Raw genomic sequence first — 15,938 nt, forward strand, 5'->3', positions numbered from 1 at the left:
GCCCGGTTAACACCGGGCGTTTTCATTTTTTCGAAGTAGGCTTACCGCCGCCCTTAGTTTCAATGCTGAAGGTCAGGCGGGCTTTATCGAGACATTCCGTGGGTCAGCATTGCACTTAACCTCTGAAGCTGGAAGCTTGTGCTTGCCGCGCATGAGCAAAGGAGCAAACATGGCCAAAAGCCCGATCATCCCCAGTGGGAAGTACATGAGTTTTCCAAGCCCAAAATAATTGACGATAGTAGTGATCGCTGCGGGTGCGATAAGCATGCCTGAATAACCTATGCAATTAACGATTCCGATATTGCGCCCACAATTATCGGGGTCGTAAGCACCTGCAGCTGAGAGCATTAATGGGGCGATGCAGGAGATTCCTAGACCAAATAAACCAAAGCCCGCAATTGAGGTGACAGAAGAGCGTCCAAGGATAGAAAGCGAGAGCCCGGAAATTGCGATGAGGCTTCCTACGAATACCACCTGGCGTGGCCCAAAATGTCCCGCTAGCCGATCACCCAGCATTCGTCCTATGAACTCAGCTCCAGTAAATGTGGACACTGCAATCCCTGCAATCGACGCCGTTGTCATGAATTCTCGGCGCACGAACTCCTGTCCCCAGTCCGCAATCGCGCTTTCGCCAATCATGGCGGCTAGAAGCAAAAAGCCGAAACCCAACATCACTACAATTACAGCGAATTTGGTATCCACCTTACCTGATGTGCTGGTGGTCAGCAGGGTGGCGCTCCGTTGAGTCCACGCGGGGGCTTCACCTTTGTCCAAGAGCCAGCGACTGAGCAAGATTCCGATAACCAGAGTCGCTCCACCTAATACCGAAAACTGGACGGCCGCGCTCTCGGTGTAAATGGAGCTGAGCCAGCTACCAACTATTCCAAGCAGGAATCCTCCTAAGGCATAGCACGCATGGAAAGCAGCCAAAATAGGGCGATTGTAAAACCGCTCAACTTGAATGCCATGTGCATTCAGCGCCGTATCCAGAGCGCCTCTGAAAAGGCCTAATACGGCTCCGAAGCCGAGTGCGTAATGTACATTTGAGACTAGCCCCATAGGAATGATCGAGGCTGGATAGAGGATGATGCAGAGCGTTACAGCCGCCTTGGGCCCGAAGGAGTCAATAATCTTTCCGATGACCAGGGAGCCCACAGCGCTTCCGATACCAATCATCAGAGCTACGATACCAAAGTCAATGTCGCCAGCGTCTCCGCCTAGACCCAATTGCTCACGAAACGCCGATACGCCGGTCGACCACGTATACATTAGGCCGCCAAGCAGGATGAAACCGAGAAAAGTCGCTACTCGGGCCTTACGTATTCTTTTTGTAATCACAAGGGGTTCCTTACTGCCTCGACGGGAGAGCCGTCGAACGATCAACTTAAAATTTCTAGGCAAGTTGAGTTAATAGTTATTATTCGATTTTATTGTTCTGAAAAGATTTTCATTTTTAGACTTTAATTTTTCGAAGGCTAGCTTCCACCACGGGAGCCTTGCGGGTTGGCATTCAATGGAGTGAAGTGAGTCACTAACCGTGATGTGGACGATCTGGGCTTCGGCGTGGAGCACCGGCTTCACTTTGCGCAGACCCGCTACTGATGACAGAGCATGCATGGCAACACCTCATAGGTTCGGTATTGAAAAGATAGAAGCAAGTTCTCTGCCAAGAGATTCCGTACGCCATTTGCCTAGGCTTCAAAGCGATAGGCGCCTGTGAGGGGGCCTTGTTCTCCATGGAAAAGTCGCATAATTGCGACTTCCGTTCGCATGCCTGCAAGCGGGGGGCTTGAAACTGCTTCGTATTGTTAACGGCTGAAAGTCATTGGGTGACTCCAATGGCTTCAAGGAAGCGAGAGAGGATCAAGCTAGGCCGGCGCGATTTAGGCACGACAATAGAAATCGGGGTTTCATAGGCTAGCTTGGCTTGGTCTAACGCTCGCATTTGCCCCTTGCTGACCCAACCTGCGGCGTAGTGATCAGGTAGGAAGCCAAGATAGCCTCCGGTCAAGATGAGAAACGCGATCCCTTCTCGGTCGCTAGCAGTGGCTTTACCGTTCAGCTGCTGTAGCAACTCCATGGCTTGGGTAGGTACTGGAAAGGTCGGCAATACAGTGGGATGGGTGGGAAGCGCGGCCGACAGCTCATCCCCTTGGGAGTTGAACAAAGGATGTTCACTACTGCAATAGAGGTGGCAGTGTTCATCGTAAAGCGCATGGTATTCCAGGCCAGAAAGCTGAGATATGTGAGGAATCGCCCCAACGTGAAGGCGGCCATCTAACAAGCCTCGCTCAATATCTCCTGGGGTACTCATGCTCAGGTTGACCTTTACATCATCCAGTGCCTGGAAGCATTTAAGCGCGTCAGTGATCCTCATCCTAGGCTGTGTGACCAGGTTGTTCACGATCCCAACATTCAATTCGCCGCGAAGCTGGCGATGCAATTGATTGACCTCCGTCCGGAAGCTCTCAATTGCCGTGAGCACTGCTTCTCCAGCTTGCAGCACATGGCGGCCTTCGTCGGTGAGCGAAAATCCACTCCTGCCGCGCTGGCAAAGCCGGAGCCCCAACCTATTTTCGAGATCGGACATGTGGACGCTAATGGCTGATCGACTGATACCCAAGGCGGTCTCTGCGCCTGTGAAACTACCGCTTTGGACGACAGTCCGGAAGATCCGAAGAAGGCGTAATTCAAAGTCGCTGACCTGATTCAAGGTAATGGTCTTCATGCGTTCAAAATCCTGAATCTGAAGGTTTAAACGTTCGCATTTATTCAACGCATCACACCAATGCAAGCTCTGCGCCACTAACCAAACATTGAGCTGAGCCATGAATCTCAGGCTCTATGGCGTAAAGGTTTCTACGTTCGCTTCGGTGGCGACACGCTCCTGTTCGGGCTGATCTTCAACGGGGATGTTACCGATCTAGGTCGGATTTCGACGCGGTTGGTGAAGCACTGAAATCCAACGCTTAACTCCTGACTATTTAGGTATTCCCATGGAACGTGTTTCCCACTTCATCAACGGCTTCATGATCGACGCAAGCGAACGTGTGGCTGACATTTTCAATCCGTCCACTGGGGCAGTAACTCGACACGTTGGCCTCGCTTCTCAAGACACAGTCAAGCTGGCAATCGACGCTGCTTCTGCTGCTTTCCCAGCATGGCGCAACACTCCGCCAGCAAAGCGTGCTCAGGTGATGTTTCGCTTCAAAGGCCTCTTAGAGGCAAATGAAGAACGTATTGCACAGCTGATCAGCGAAGAACACGGCAAGACTCTTGAAGACGCTGCTGGCGAGCTCAAGCGTGGGATTGAAAACGTTGAATATGCCTGTAGCGCTCCTGAGATCCTCAAGGGTGAATACAATCGAAATGTCGGCCCTAACATCGATGCTTGGTCTGACTTTCAACCTATTGGTGTGGTTGCGGGAATTACCCCGTTCAACTTCCCGGCGATGGTGCCTTTGTGGATGTTTCCACTCGCAATCGTCTGCGGCAACACGTTCATCCTAAAACCTTCTGAGCGTGACCCGAGCTCCACCACATTGATCGCCAAGCTCCTTCACGAAGCAGGTCTTCCAAAGGGTGTTCTGAACGTGGTTCATGGTGACAAGCAGGCGGTAGATGCGCTGATTGATGCGCCTGAAGTCAGGGCATTGAGCTTTGTGGGCTCCACTCCAATTGCTGAGTACATCTACACGGAAGGCACAAAGCGCGGTAAGCGTGTTCAAGCTCTGGGAGGCGCCAAAAACCATGCGGTCATCATGCCGGATGCTGATCTGGACAACGCTGCCAACGCGCTGATGGGGGCTGCTTATGGTTCTTGCGGTGAACGGTGTATGGCCATCTCCGTTGCAGTGTGTGTTGGTGACCAGGTTGCTGATGCATTGATCACCAAGTTGCGTCCACTGATCGACACTTTGAAGGTAGGCCCGGGTACTCAAAATGGTTTGGATATGGGCCCCCTGGTTACCAAAGCTCATCTGAACAAAGTCGTTGGCTATATCGAGCAAGGTGTTGCAGCAGGTGCCGAACTTGTCGTTGACGGGCGTGGTATTGAGATACCTGGCCATCCGAATGGCTTCTTCGTCGGTGCCTGCTTGTTCGACCATGTAAAGGTCGAGCATTCGATCTACACAGACGAGATCTTTGGCCCAGTTCTTTGCGTCGTGCGGGTGAGCGATTTGTCTGAGGCAATGAAGCTGATCAATGACCATGAGTACGGTAATGGGACATGCATTTTCACCCGAGATGGAGAATCCGCTCGCCGTTTCTGTGATGAGATTGAGGTGGGGATGGTTGGGGTCAACGTGCCATTGCCGGTACCGGTTGCTTACCACAGTTTCGGGGGGTGGAAGCGCTCACTGTTTGGCGACTTGCATGCCTATGGGCCTGACGGTGTGCGGTTCTACACCAAGCGCAAGGCAATCACCCAACGTTGGCCAAAGGCTAAGGTTCAAGAGGTCTCTCAGTTTGCTTTCCCTAGCAACTGAGACTTTCTCCTGACAACGAATTCTTGAAGTGACTTGGCTTGCTCACCTCAAGACTCTTTAGCCCCAAGCGATTGGGGCTTTTTTTTGGTGCTTTCCGATAGAGATTTTACGATGCCAAAGTCCTTGTCGATTCGCTCAAAAATCGCTTTGCTTGCAGGAGCCTGTCTGTTCGCGATTATTGCCGGAATGATCGCAATGAGCGTCTTTCAAATCCACGCCAGCAACGAGTTGGTTGGGCAATCTAGTCAACGCACAATCATTGAAAATGCGCGCTCCCTTCTTCAAGCCAAGGCCGCCGAAAAAGGCGGGGCTCTTCAACGAATGTTCAGTGACAACCTTGTGCTCTCTACAACCGTTGCCGATCAGATTATCGACCTACGCAAAAATTGGCAGCAGCGATCAAGCTCTTCGGCCGTACTTCGAGAAGACGTTATCCAGGTCTTAAAAACCGCCTATCTGCGTAATACCAACGTCCTTGGCGTTTGGGCCGCTTTTGAGCCAGATGCGTTGGATGGCAGTGATGCCTTGTTTGCGAATGACCCTGCGCACGCAGGCAATGAGAAAGGCCGGTTTACGGCGTACTGGAGTCGGTTTAGCGGCAGCGACAGCCTCACTTTCAATAGCGAGGCCGACTTCACCCGCACCGATCCAGGTGCATCCGGACAACCCTATAACGCCTGGTATTCGTGCTCTGTACAAAGCGGACGTCCATGCCTAACCGAGCCATATACGGACACGATTAATGGTAGTACCCAAACACTGGCCACCCTTTCTGTGCCTTTGATCGCCAATGGAAAAATTATCGGTGCAGCGGGTGTCGACCTTTCACTTGCAGGGCTTCAACAAAGCGTTGTGGCGGGGCAACGGGAGCTGTTCGGTGGTCAAGCTCAAATGCTCGTTGTGTCTTCTCAAGGTGTGATGGCTGCACATGGATCTAATCCGCAAAGCGTTGGTAAGCAAGCCCGTGAAGTCATTGCAGGTGACGCCACAGCGATCATGAAGATGTTACAGGCTGGTCATCCTGAACTCGTTGAACGAGATAAAGCCGTGGGAGCTTTGTACCCAGTTCGTCCACTACCTGATGTGGCTCCTTGGGCCATCGCTTTGGATGTACCTCGTGATGTTTTGATGGCGGACGCGATCAAGCTTCGTTCGACGCTTGAAGCCTCACAGGCACAGGGAATCCTCTACACCGTTTGTATCGGCGTCGCGGCAGGCGTGGTGGGGTTGATACTGATATGGCTCATGGCATCTAGCGTGACCAAGCCCATAAATACGGTAGCCGCAATGCTTCAGGACATCGCAAGTGGTGAAGGTGATTTGACACGTAGGCTGACCTACGAGAGCAAAGATGAGCTAGGTGTACTTGCTGGTTGGTTCAATCGGTTCCTGGACAAGCTTCAGCCCACGGTTGCGCAAATTAAGCAGAGCATCGGCCAAGCTCAGAGAACTGCGGATCAATCGTCTGCAATTGCGAAGCAAACCAGCGAAGGTATGCAATTGCAGTTTCGGGAGATCGATCAAGTAGCCACTGCATCGAATGAGATGAGTGCTACAGCCCAAGAGGTAGCATCCAGCGCTTCTAGCGCCGCTGATGCTGCCCAAGGTGCGGATCAATCTGCCCGAGACGGGATGACCATTATCGAGCGCAGCACACGGGACATCACCTTACTGGCTGAAGAGGTGAGTCTCGCAGTGAAACAGGTAGAAGATCTCGCCGTAAACAGTGAGCAAATCGGGAGTGTGCTTGAGGTCATCCGGGCTATCGCGGAGCAAACAAACTTGTTGGCCCTCAATGCTGCAATTGAGGCTGCTCGAGCGGGCGAGAGCGGTCGTGGATTCGCTGTTGTGGCCGATGAAGTCCGTGGCTTGGCCCAGCGTACTCAGGACTCAGTGGAAGAAATTCGCTTGGTTGTCGAACGCATTCAGAGCGGTACGCGTGGCGTAGTAAACAGCATGCACACGAGCCATGCGAAAGCCCAGGAAAATGCCACAAAAATACATTTGGCCATGGACGCCTTACGACGCATTGGAGAGGCAGTTACGGTGATTAGCGATATGAACATTCAGATCGCCAGCGCAGCGGAAGAGCAGAGTCTAGTCGCCGAAGAAGTGAATCGAAATGTCGCAGCAATACGCCAAGTAACCGAGACGCTCACTGAGCAGGCGACTGAGTCTGCTCAGATTAGTAGTCAGCTCAATTCGCTAGCTGGTGAGCAGTTGCAGTTGGTGAATCAATTTCGGGTTTAAACAGAAAGTTCTATTAGGTTTTTTTGCTCCTCCGACTTGCGTTGGTATTACTTTCAAATATGGAGTTATAAGTGAGAATCGGTGTTCCTAAAGAGATGCATGCTGGCGAAGCAAGAGTTTCTGCTACGCCGGAAACCATCAAGAAGCTGATCAGCCAGGGTCATAAGGTCACTGTACAAAGCGGCGCCGGCGTTAATGCCAGCGTTGTCGACAGTGCCTATGAAGCGGCAGGCGCAAGCATTGGCAGCGCCAACGATGCGTTTGGTGCTGAGCTGATTTTGAAAGTGGTCGCGCCCAGCGACAGCGAGCTGGCGCTGATTAAAAGTGGCACCGTTGTAGTGGGCATGCTCAACCCGTTCAGCAATGAAACCATCGCCAAGCTGGCCGAATGCGGCATTACCGCCTTTGCCCTGGAAGCCGCGCCGCGTACCTCCCGCGCCCAAAGCCTGGATGTGCTGTCGTCGCAAGCCAACATCGCCGGTTACAAGGCTGTGTTGCTGGCCGCTCATTACTACCCTCGTTTCATGCCGATGCTGATGACCGCTGCGGGCACCGTGAAAGCGGCGCGCGTACTGATCCTCGGCGCCGGCGTAGCCGGCTTGCAGGCCATCGCTACGGCGAAACGCCTGGGTGCGGTGATCGAAGCGTCCGACGTGCGTCCTGCGGTTAAAGAGCAGATCGAATCCCTCGGCGCCAAGTTCGTCGACGTCCCTTACGAGACCGACGAAGAGCGTGAATGCGCCGTGGGTGTCGGCGGTTACGCCCGCCCCATGCCGGCCAGCTGGATGCAGCGCCAGGCTGCGGCCGTGCATGAACGTGCCAAGCAGGCGGACATCGTCATCACCACTGCACTGATTCCGGGCCGTAAGGCACCGACGCTGCTAAGCGCGGAAACCGTGGCCCAGATGAAACCGGGTTCGGTGGTCATCGACCTCGCGGCAGCCCAGGGCGGTAACTGCCCGCTGACCGTGGCCGACCAGGTGGTCGTCGAAAATGGCGTGACCATCGTTGGCCCGACCAACCTGGCCAGCGCCGTGGCGGCTGACGCTTCGGCGCTGTACGCACGCAACCTGCTGGACTTCATGAAACTGATCTTCACCAAAGAAGGCCAGTTCGAGATCAACCTTGAAGACGATATCGTCGCCGCGTGCCTGATGTGCCGCGACGGCCAGATCGTGCGCAAGAACGGCTGAGGATAAAACAATGGAAGACATGCTGATCTCTCACGGCATCTACAACCTGATCATCTTCGTGCTGGCCATCTATGTCGGCTACCACGTGGTCTGGAACGTTACACCGGCACTGCACACGCCGCTGATGGCGGTCACCAACGCCATCTCGGCCATCGTGATCGTCGGCGCCATGCTCGCCGCCGCCCTCACCGTGACCCCGCTGGGCAAGACCATGGGCACCCTGGCCGTGGCCCTGGCCGCAGTCAACGTGTTTGGTGGCTTCCTGGTGACCCGTCGCATGCTGGAAATGTTCAAGAAAAAAGCGGCCAAAGCTCCGGCAGCCAAGGCCGAAGCAATCAAGGCTGAGGTGCAGCAAGCATGAGCATGAATCTGGTTACTTCCCTGTATTTGATCGCCTCGGTCTGCTTCATCCAGGCGCTCAAGGGGCTTTCACATCCGACCACATCGCGTCGCGGCAACCTGTTCGGCATGCTCGGCATGGGTTTGGCGATCCTCACTACGGTCGGCCTGATCTACAAATTGGGCGCCGAGCTGGCCCATGACGGCATCGTCTACGTGATCGTCGGCCTGCTGATCGGCGGCACCGCCGGTTCGATCATGGCCAAGCGCGTTGAAATGACCAAGATGCCCGAACTGGTCGCCTTCATGCACAGCATGATCGGCCTGGCCGCGGTGTTCATTGCCGTGGCTGCCGTGGTCGAGCCGCAGTCGCTGGGCATCGTCCAGCAACTGGGTGACGCAATCCCGGCCGGTAACCGCCTGGAGCTGTTCCTCGGTGCCGCCATCGGTGCGATCACCTTCTCCGGCTCGGTCATTGCCTTCGGCAAATTGGCGGGCAAGTACAAGTTCCGCCTGTTCCAGGGTGCACCGGTACAGTTCGGCGGCCAGCACAAGCTGAACCTGTTGCTGGGCCTGGCCACACTGGCGCTGGGCGTGACCTTCATGCTCACCGGCGACTACGTTGCTTTCGGCCTGATGTTGGCGCTGGCCTTCGTGCTCGGCGTGCTGATCATCATCCCGATTGGCGGTGCCGACATGCCGGTCGTCGTGTCCATGCTCAACAGCTACTCCGGCTGGGCAGCGGCGGGTATCGGTTTCTCGCTGAACAACTCGATGCTGATTATTGCTGGTTCGCTGGTGGGTTCGTCCGGTGCGATCCTCTCGTACATCATGTGCAAGGCGATGAACCGCTCCTTCTTTAACGTACTGCTCGGCGGCTTCGGCAACACGGCCGACGCAGGTGGCCCTGCAGGCGCGATAGAAGCCCGGCCGGTAAAATCCGGTTCGGCTGACGACGCCACCTTCCTGCTGACCAACGCCGACACCGTGATCATCGTCCCGGGTTACGGCTTGGCTGTAGCACGGGCACAGCATGCGCTGAAGGAACTGACCGAGAAGCTGACCCATCGCGGCGTGACCGTGAAGTACGCGATCCATCCGGTTGCCGGTCGTATGCCAGGCCACATGAACGTCCTGCTGGCCGAGGCCGAAGTGCCTTACGACCAGGTGTTCGAGATGGACGACATCAACTCCGAGTTCGGCCAGGCTGACGTGGTGCTGGTGCTCGGCGCCAACGACGTGGTCAACCCGGCCGCGAAGAACGATCCGAAATCGCCGATTGCCGGCATGCCGATCCTCGAAGCGTTCAAGGCCAAGACCATCATCGTCAACAAGCGCTCGATGGCCAGCGGCTATGCCGGCCTGGACAACGAACTGTTCTACCTGGACAAAACCATGATGGTGTTCGGCGACGCGAAAAAGGTCATCGAAGACATGGTCAAAGCTGTCGATTAAAGCTCTTGGCCAAGGATGGCCATCTCTATGGCACCCGCGCTAACTTAGCTGCTATAGATAATCGCTTCCCGATTTACCCCCAGCGTCTAGTGGCAGACGTTCGCCGCGTGCTGCCTTCCGAGGGCATCGTTGCGCTGGATAATGGCATCTACAAGATCTGGTTTGCCCGCAATTACAAGGCCCACAAGCCCAATACCGTGCTGCTGGACAACGCGTTGGCGACCATGGGGGCGGCGCTGCCTTCCGCCATGGCCGCACATCTGGTGTACCCGGATCGTCCGGTGATATCCATGTGTGGGGACGGCGGCTTCATGATGAACAGCCAGGAGTTGGAAACGGCGGTTCGCCTGAGCATGAAATTGACTGTGGTCGTCCTGCGGGACGACGGCTACGGCATGATCCGCTGGAAGCAGGCCAACATGGGGTTCACCGACTTCGGCCTGGACTACGGCAACCCGGACTTCGTCAAATACGCTGAAGCCTACGGTGCCAACGGCCATCGCGTGGGAAGCGCCGAAGGACTACTGCCGCTCCTGGAGCACTGCATCAGGACGCCGGGAGTGCATGTGATCGACTGCCCGGTTGACTACTCCGAGAACGACCGCATCCTCAATGTCGAACTGCGGGAGCGAAGCTTGGCACTTTGACCCACGTAAGCATCAGCTCATTTGCGTGAGCTAATGCTTGGCCAATGGCACAGAAACCAAAGCATGTATGCCCCCCAAATTCGGCTCCACTGCATGCTGGTCATCCTCTACCCACCACAGTTACTTGTGAAAGTAAAAATGTAGTCGCAGGAGTACTGGCGGCCATCGCTTTGGGGAGTCAGGGAATGGAAATCGGCTGGTTTTCACCTTTCCAATTGAAATCATCCTAAGGTCAATGCAACGAAAGCTAATGGCATGGCTCATATAAAAACGGGCGATGCCACGCTAGCGGCTTGGCTGAGTGAAATTGATCAACAAATGGGGTGATTGTTTTCTATGACTTCGCCAGAGAAACAACATCTGAATTGGTTGGTTCAGCAATCAATGCTTAACGCTGCCAGGCAGCGGTCTAAGCTTTATTCCGGGCAGGGCCGCTTATGGCAGCAGCCGTATGCTCATACCAGACCCAGAGACGCCTCCGCACTTGCCTCTGTATGGTTCACGGCCTATCCAGCGTCAATTATCACGAGCGAAAATGGCACGGTGCTCGAAGCGCTGGGGAATGAAACCTTATGGCATGCGCTTTCGAACATCGGCATTCAGGGTATTCATAATGGCCCGCTTAAAAAATCTGGCGGCCTCAAAGGTACCGAACACACGCTAACCATTGACGGCAATTTTGATCGAATCAGTTTCGATATTGATCCGCTTTTAGGAACAGAGGCCCAACTGCAGGCACTGAGCCGGATTGCCGCTGCTCACAACGCCGTAGTAATCGATGACGTTATACCTTCCCATACTGGCAAGGGAGCTGACTTCCGTTTAGCCGAGATGGCATATGAAGACTATCCGGGTCTCTATCACATGGTGGAAATTCGGGAAGAGGACTGGCCGCTATTACCTGATGTCGCCGAAGGGCGAGATGCTCAGAATCTAACCCCGCAGCAGGTCGATGCTCTTCGAGATTTGCACTACATCGTCGGTCAGCTACAGCGCGTAATCTTCTTTGAACCAGGGGTGAAGGAAACTGATTGGAGCGCTACTCCGGTGGTGGTGGGGGTCGATGGTAAGCCACGACGCTGGGTCTACCTGCATTACTTTAAGGAAGGGCAACCGTCACTGAATTGGCTAGATCCCAGTTTTGCCGCGCAGCAAATGATCATAGGTGATGCGCTTCATGCTATCGATGTGATGGGTGCGAAAATCCTGCGATTGGATGCCAATGGATTTCTCGGTGTAGAGCGCAAACTTGATGGCACCGCTTGGTCGGAGAGTCATCCATTATCGATAACCGGTAACCAATTGCTTTCTGGTGCAATTCGCAAGGCCGGGGGGTTCAGTTTTCAAGAGTTGAATCTTACCGTGGACGACATTGCCGCAATGTCTCATGGAGGAGCGGATCTATCCTATGACTTCATCACTCGTCCGGCCTACCAACATGCATTGCTCATGGGCGATACGGAGTTTTTACGACTCATGCTGCGCCAGGTGCATGTGTTCGGTATTGATCCCGCGTCCCTTATCCATGCACTGCAAAATCATGACGAGCTGACCTTGGAGCTTGTGCATTTCTGGACTTTGCACGCTCACGATACCTTCCTGTATCAAGGGCAAACCTTTCCAGGGAACATTTTGCGTGAGCATATTCGCGAGCAGATGTATGAACGTCTTGCAGGAGAGCACGCTCCCTACAACCTGAAATTTGTCACTAATGGCGTTTCCTGCACCACTGTCAGCATCATCACCGCCGCATTAGGAATTCGTGATTTGGAGACGATTACCCCGGCGGATGTACAGCGAATTCGCCAAATCCATCTTCTACTGGTGATGTACAACGCCATGCAGCCGGGTGTGTTTGCACTCTCGGGATGGGACTTGGTTGGTGCTCTGCCATTGCCGCCTGATCATGTCGCTCACTTGATGGGGGACGGTGACACACGCTGGATTCATCGAGGAGCTTATGATTTGGTGGATCTCAATCCAGATGCAGAGCTCTCGGCCGGTCAAATGCCGCGCCCGAAAACCTTATACGGTAGCTTACCCACCCAACTGAGTGATCCGGACTCATTCGCTTCTCAGCTTAAAAAAATACTAGCTGTACGCCGTGCTTACGATATTTCGGCCAGCCGCCAAATCCTGATCCCTGATGTCGAAAATCCTGGCTTGCTTCTGATGGTTCACGAGTTGCCTGCGGGGAAGGGGACGCAGATAACCGCGCTTAACTTCAGCTCTCATCCATTCAGCGAAACAATTCATCTTCCCAATATTGCACCCGGCCCAGTGGTAGACATCATCAATGAGCGCGTTGAGGGGGATTTGACCGAAGGCGGTGAGTTTACCGTTACGTTGGATGCATACGAAGGTTTGGCGCTGCGAGTGGTAAGTCAGTCGCCGTTGATATAAATGTAGTAGTGCGTTTGATCAGTGAGGATGTGCTGAATGAGGCCTCTCTGAGGGTGAGCCCGTTCCGTTGTACCTAAGCGCAGCTTCAAATCATCATCTAGCAAGAAAAAAAGGGCCTTTAGTACGAACCAGGCCCTTTAATGTTTCCGAGAACTACACCCCTCTCAAGAAGCTTGGCGGCTAGGATTTTGTGCAGCTATCTGCTGCTTGCCTTGCTTGCCTTTCTTAAGCTGATTACGCATGAGAATGGGGCCAAAGATAGCCAGCGGTACAAGCAATAGCATTGGGAAGAACAGTAGCCGTTCAATGCCGAAGTAATTGACCACGGTCGCAATGGCTGCTGGGCCGAGGAGCATTCCTGAGTAGCCGATGCAATTTACAATGCCTATGTTACGGCCGGCGTTTAGTGGATCTTTCCGTCCTGCGCTGGATAACATCAATGGGGCGATACAGGATAAGCCAAGCCCGAACATAGCGAACCCAATCATGCCGAACAGCTGGCTGTGACCGATAACGGTAACCAGTAGGCCACCGATTGCGAGCAGCGCGCTGATGAAAACCATTCGCGAGGCCCCCAAATACTCCGCCAAGCGATCACCGATCAAGCGGCCAACACATTCAGCGCCGATGAATACCGAAACGGCCATACCAGCTGTTGAGATTGGGGTATCTAGCACGCGACGTATGTATTCTTGTCCCCAGTCAGCGATAGCTCCTTCACCGACCATGCTGCCCAGCAGAAGCACACCAAAGCCTACCATCAACAAGACCATCGCTTTGGTATTAGGGGCGGTTTTCCGCGGCGAGACAGGTACATCTTCCTTGGAGACAGGGGCTTCGGGGGCTATGTCGTGCTTGTCCAGCATAAAACGACCGACAATCAGTCCCACCACTACCATTGCCCCCCCGAGCACGGTAAAGGGCATCTGCGCACTATCCGTGAAGTGAGTAGCGAATGCGCTTCCGACCATACCCAAAAGGAATCCGCCGAGGGAGTAGAACGCGTGGAAAGCCGACATGATCGGGCGGCGATAATACCTTTCCACCTGAACACCATGGGTGTTGAACGCGGTATCGATCGCCCCTCTCAATAGGCCTAAAACCACACCGCAACCAAGAGCGAAGCTGACGCCCGTCGAGTACCCTAGGGGGATTATGGACAATGGGTAACCGACAGCTGTCACGTAGATGACAGTCTTCGAGCCGAATACGTCCAGGAATCTACCGACGAGAAACGAACCTGCAGCGCTGCCCAAGCCAATGCCGAATGCGATGATGCCGAAGTTAACGTCTCCGGCGTCTCCACTTAAACCGAGCTGCTCACGGAAAGCAGTTACCCCGGTCGACCAGATGTACATCATGGCGCCGACCATCATAAAGCCGGCGAAGGTCGCAATGCGCGCCCGGCGAATTCTTGGTGTAACTAGCGAATTATCTCTTTTATTCATTCGTACAACTTCCTGGCTGAGGTGCCTAATTGATAGGTGTCGCCCCATTCTTATTGGAAAAAAGTAGTCCAGCTGCTTACTGCTTACTGCTCACCTTCAGCGATGGTCGCCGCAACCCGGAGTGCGTTCGCAGCAATCGTTAACGCTGGATTCACTGCTGCCGAGGATGGGAATGACGAGCTATCTACGATCCATACGTTGTCGAGGTCGTGCATCTTGCAGTTGCGGTCTACAACACTTTTTAGCGGGTCGTTCCCCATCACTGCAGTACCGCACTGGTGCGAGTTTGTAGCGATGCCCATGCGCTCAGTGAGCACGAATGGATAGCCCGCCCTTCGCATAACTGCTGAGGTTTTCTCTACCAGACGCTTATGTGCCTCAAGGTTGTTGGGCGTCCAGAAAACCTTGATGGAGTTGTGTTCCTCATCAAAAACCACACGATTGTCTTGCGTGGGAATGTCTTCAGAGGTCAGGTACAGGTCAACGCTATGGTCTGTAATAAATCGCGAGATGGTTTTCGGTAGCCAAGGCCGCATAGGGGTAACCATCGGCTCCCGGATCTTCCCAAGCATCTGGACGTTTCCCAGCGGAAAAGCGTTGTCAGTGCCTGCGTGGTACCAATCGTTGATTGCCAAAGTCTTCTGGAATCGGACGTTGTTGGTGCGACGCGGGTCGACCGCGATCATGAATGTACTGTTGTGCACCATGTAGTTGCGCCCCAGTTGGTCTGAGCTGTTACCCAATCCACGGGGGTGATGCGGATTACGAGAACGAAAGAGTAGGGCGGCGCTGTTAACGGCTCCACATGCTAGAGCAACGCGTTTGGCGGTAATCCGTACTGCTTTGCCATCTCGCGTGCCTACGGCGGATGTGACGCGCAGCCCATCTTCCGAGGTGAGGAGTTTGTCGACTTTCGTGCGCGTCAGGAGCCTCACATTATTCGTTTGCAAAGCCGGCCGCAGCGCTGACATTTCAGCATCTGCTTTAGCGTCTAGCATGCAAGGATAACCATCGCACGTAGAGCACAGCACGCAACCTCGGTCAGGGCCATAATCTACTGCAGCTGGCATCGCGAACGGCTTCAAGCCGTCTTGGCGCATCGACTGCTCCAATTGCTCCAGTGCTGGATCATGTTTCAGGCCAGGCCATGGATAAGGTGCCGAACGCCACGGGTCTGTCGGGTCTTGGTTTTCGTTTCCGTGAACCTTATAGAGCGTCTCTGCCTTGCAGTAATAAGGCTCCATCTCGGCATAGGTAACGGGCCATCCTGGCGCGACACCTTCAGCATGCCTGACTTCACTGAAATCAGTTTCACGAAATCTTGGAAGCATGGCTCCATAAAATTTGGTATTTCCCCCGACGTAATAAAATACGCCCGGGCTGAAACTTTTGTTGTCCCTGTCCAACCATTGTTCGGCGTTACGATACCGGCCTTGGCCAAATACTGCTTCTGCTTCCCAGTTTTGTGCCTCGTGCGGGAGAAAATCTCCCCGCTCAACAATAAGGATGTCTATGCCTTTCTGAGCCAAGGCATGAGCAAAAGTAGAGCCGCCCATACCGGAGCCGATAATTAGAAAATCACATTCGATATTTCCGTTCTCATCAGGTTGAGCCGTCTGGATGAAGCGCCGGCTGACCGGCGCTCCTTCCAATGGGGCAGTCGCTGCATGAGTTGGTATCAATTCACTGCTCATTTAATGCCTGCCCCACACC

10 protein-coding genes and 2 pseudogenes are annotated in these 15,938 nt (G+C 54.1%); 8 read left to right on the forward strand and 4 right to left on the reverse strand.

From position 1 onward, the window contains the following. Positions 1–72: 72 nt before the first annotated feature. Complete coding sequence (locus BJ917_RS23505) at positions 73–1,401, reverse strand: MFS transporter (protein WP_372237752.1); 1,329 nt, start codon at positions 1,399–1,401, stop codon at positions 73–75. A 421-nt stretch (positions 1,402–1,822) separates the two neighbouring features. Continuing rightward, positions 1,823–2,728 carry a LysR family transcriptional regulator gene (locus tag BJ917_RS23510; protein WP_121104873.1) on the reverse strand — a complete coding sequence of 302 codons (906 nt, stop codon included), beginning with the start codon at positions 2,726–2,728 and terminating at the stop codon, positions 1,823–1,825. Between the two features lie 268 nt (positions 2,729–2,996). On the opposite strand from BJ917_RS23510, the gene BJ917_RS23515 reads away from it, so the two are divergent. The 8 genes and pseudogenes from BJ917_RS23515 to treS all read left to right on the forward strand — a co-directional run bounded on the left by BJ917_RS23515 (position 2,997) and on the right by treS (position 12,777). Beyond that, entirely contained in the window at positions 2,997–4,490 is a 1,494-nt protein-coding gene (locus BJ917_RS23515; protein WP_121104782.1) for a CoA-acylating methylmalonate-semialdehyde dehydrogenase, read from the forward strand. 321 nt (positions 4,491–4,811) lie between these two features. After that, a pseudogene (locus BJ917_RS32850) lies at positions 4,812–5,882 on the forward strand (HAMP domain-containing protein); the annotation flags it as partial. Positions 5,883–5,984: 102 nt separating this feature from the next. Continuing rightward, positions 5,985–6,740: a methyl-accepting chemotaxis protein gene (locus tag BJ917_RS32855; RefSeq protein WP_372237756.1), complete on the forward strand. Its 756-nt coding sequence runs from the start codon at positions 5,985–5,987 to the stop codon at positions 6,738–6,740. Between the two features lie 71 nt (positions 6,741–6,811). Further along, the gene (locus tag BJ917_RS23525; protein ID WP_121104786.1) at positions 6,812–7,933 is read left to right on the forward strand and encodes a Re/Si-specific NAD(P)(+) transhydrogenase subunit alpha; all 1,122 of its coding nucleotides are present in this window, start codon (positions 6,812–6,814) and stop codon (positions 7,931–7,933) included. A 10-nt stretch (positions 7,934–7,943) separates the two neighbouring features. After that, positions 7,944–8,294: an NAD(P) transhydrogenase subunit alpha gene (locus BJ917_RS23530; protein ID WP_121104788.1), complete on the forward strand. Its 351-nt coding sequence runs from the start codon at positions 7,944–7,946 to the stop codon at positions 8,292–8,294. Then, positions 8,291–9,727, forward strand: a complete 1,437-nt coding sequence (locus BJ917_RS23535) for an NAD(P)(+) transhydrogenase (Re/Si-specific) subunit beta (protein WP_121104790.1) — start codon at positions 8,291–8,293, stop codon at positions 9,725–9,727. Before BJ917_RS23530 ends, BJ917_RS23535 begins: the two co-directional genes overlap by 4 nt. A gap of 50 nt (positions 9,728–9,777) precedes the next feature. Continuing rightward, positions 9,778–10,374 (forward strand): annotated as a pseudogene (locus tag BJ917_RS23540) (thiamine pyrophosphate-dependent enzyme); the annotation flags it as partial. 336 nt (positions 10,375–10,710) lie between these two features. Continuing rightward, on the forward strand, positions 10,711–12,777 hold the full coding sequence (treS, locus tag BJ917_RS23545; RefSeq protein WP_121104792.1) for a maltose alpha-D-glucosyltransferase: 2,067 nt from the start codon (positions 10,711–10,713) through the stop codon (positions 12,775–12,777). Positions 12,778–12,941: 164 nt separating this feature from the next. Here the strand turns inward: treS and BJ917_RS23550 are convergent, their stop codons facing one another. Both BJ917_RS23550 and BJ917_RS23555 read right to left on the reverse strand, forming a co-directional pair. Beyond that, positions 12,942–14,225 carry an MFS transporter gene (locus tag BJ917_RS23550; protein WP_256658568.1) on the reverse strand — a complete coding sequence of 428 codons (1,284 nt, stop codon included), beginning with the start codon at positions 14,223–14,225 and terminating at the stop codon, positions 12,942–12,944. An 83-nt stretch (positions 14,226–14,308) separates the two neighbouring features. Continuing rightward, a complete protein-coding gene (locus BJ917_RS23555) occupies positions 14,309–15,919 on the reverse strand; it encodes a GMC oxidoreductase (RefSeq protein WP_121104794.1) in 1,611 nt (536 codons plus the stop codon). Positions 15,920–15,938: the final 19 nt, after the last annotated feature.

Origin of the sequence: Pseudomonas sp. WPR_5_2, assembly GCF_003634475.1 — a bacterium.
Taxonomy (GTDB): domain Bacteria; phylum Pseudomonadota; class Gammaproteobacteria; order Pseudomonadales; family Pseudomonadaceae; genus Aquipseudomonas; species Aquipseudomonas izuensis.

Coding starts and splice junctions, on each gene's coding strand:
- treS (WP_121104792.1), top strand. CDS start 10,711: ATGACTTCGCCAGAGAAACAACATCTGAATTGGTTGGTTCAGCAATCA.
- BJ917_RS23515 (WP_121104782.1), top strand. CDS start 2,997: ATGGAACGTGTTTCCCACTTCATCAACGGCTTCATGATCGACGCAAGC.
- BJ917_RS23555 (WP_121104794.1), bottom strand. CDS start 15,919: ATGAGCAGTGAATTGATACCAACTCATGCAGCGACTGCCCCATTGGAA.
- BJ917_RS23535 (WP_121104790.1), top strand. CDS start 8,291: ATGAGCATGAATCTGGTTACTTCCCTGTATTTGATCGCCTCGGTCTGC.
- BJ917_RS23510 (WP_121104873.1), bottom strand. CDS start 2,728: ATGAAGACCATTACCTTGAATCAGGTCAGCGACTTTGAATTACGCCTT.
- BJ917_RS32855 (WP_372237756.1), top strand. CDS start 5,985: ATGCAATTGCAGTTTCGGGAGATCGATCAAGTAGCCACTGCATCGAAT.
- BJ917_RS23530 (WP_121104788.1), top strand. CDS start 7,944: ATGGAAGACATGCTGATCTCTCACGGCATCTACAACCTGATCATCTTC.
- BJ917_RS23550 (WP_256658568.1), bottom strand. CDS start 14,225: ATGAATAAAAGAGATAATTCGCTAGTTACACCAAGAATTCGCCGGGCG.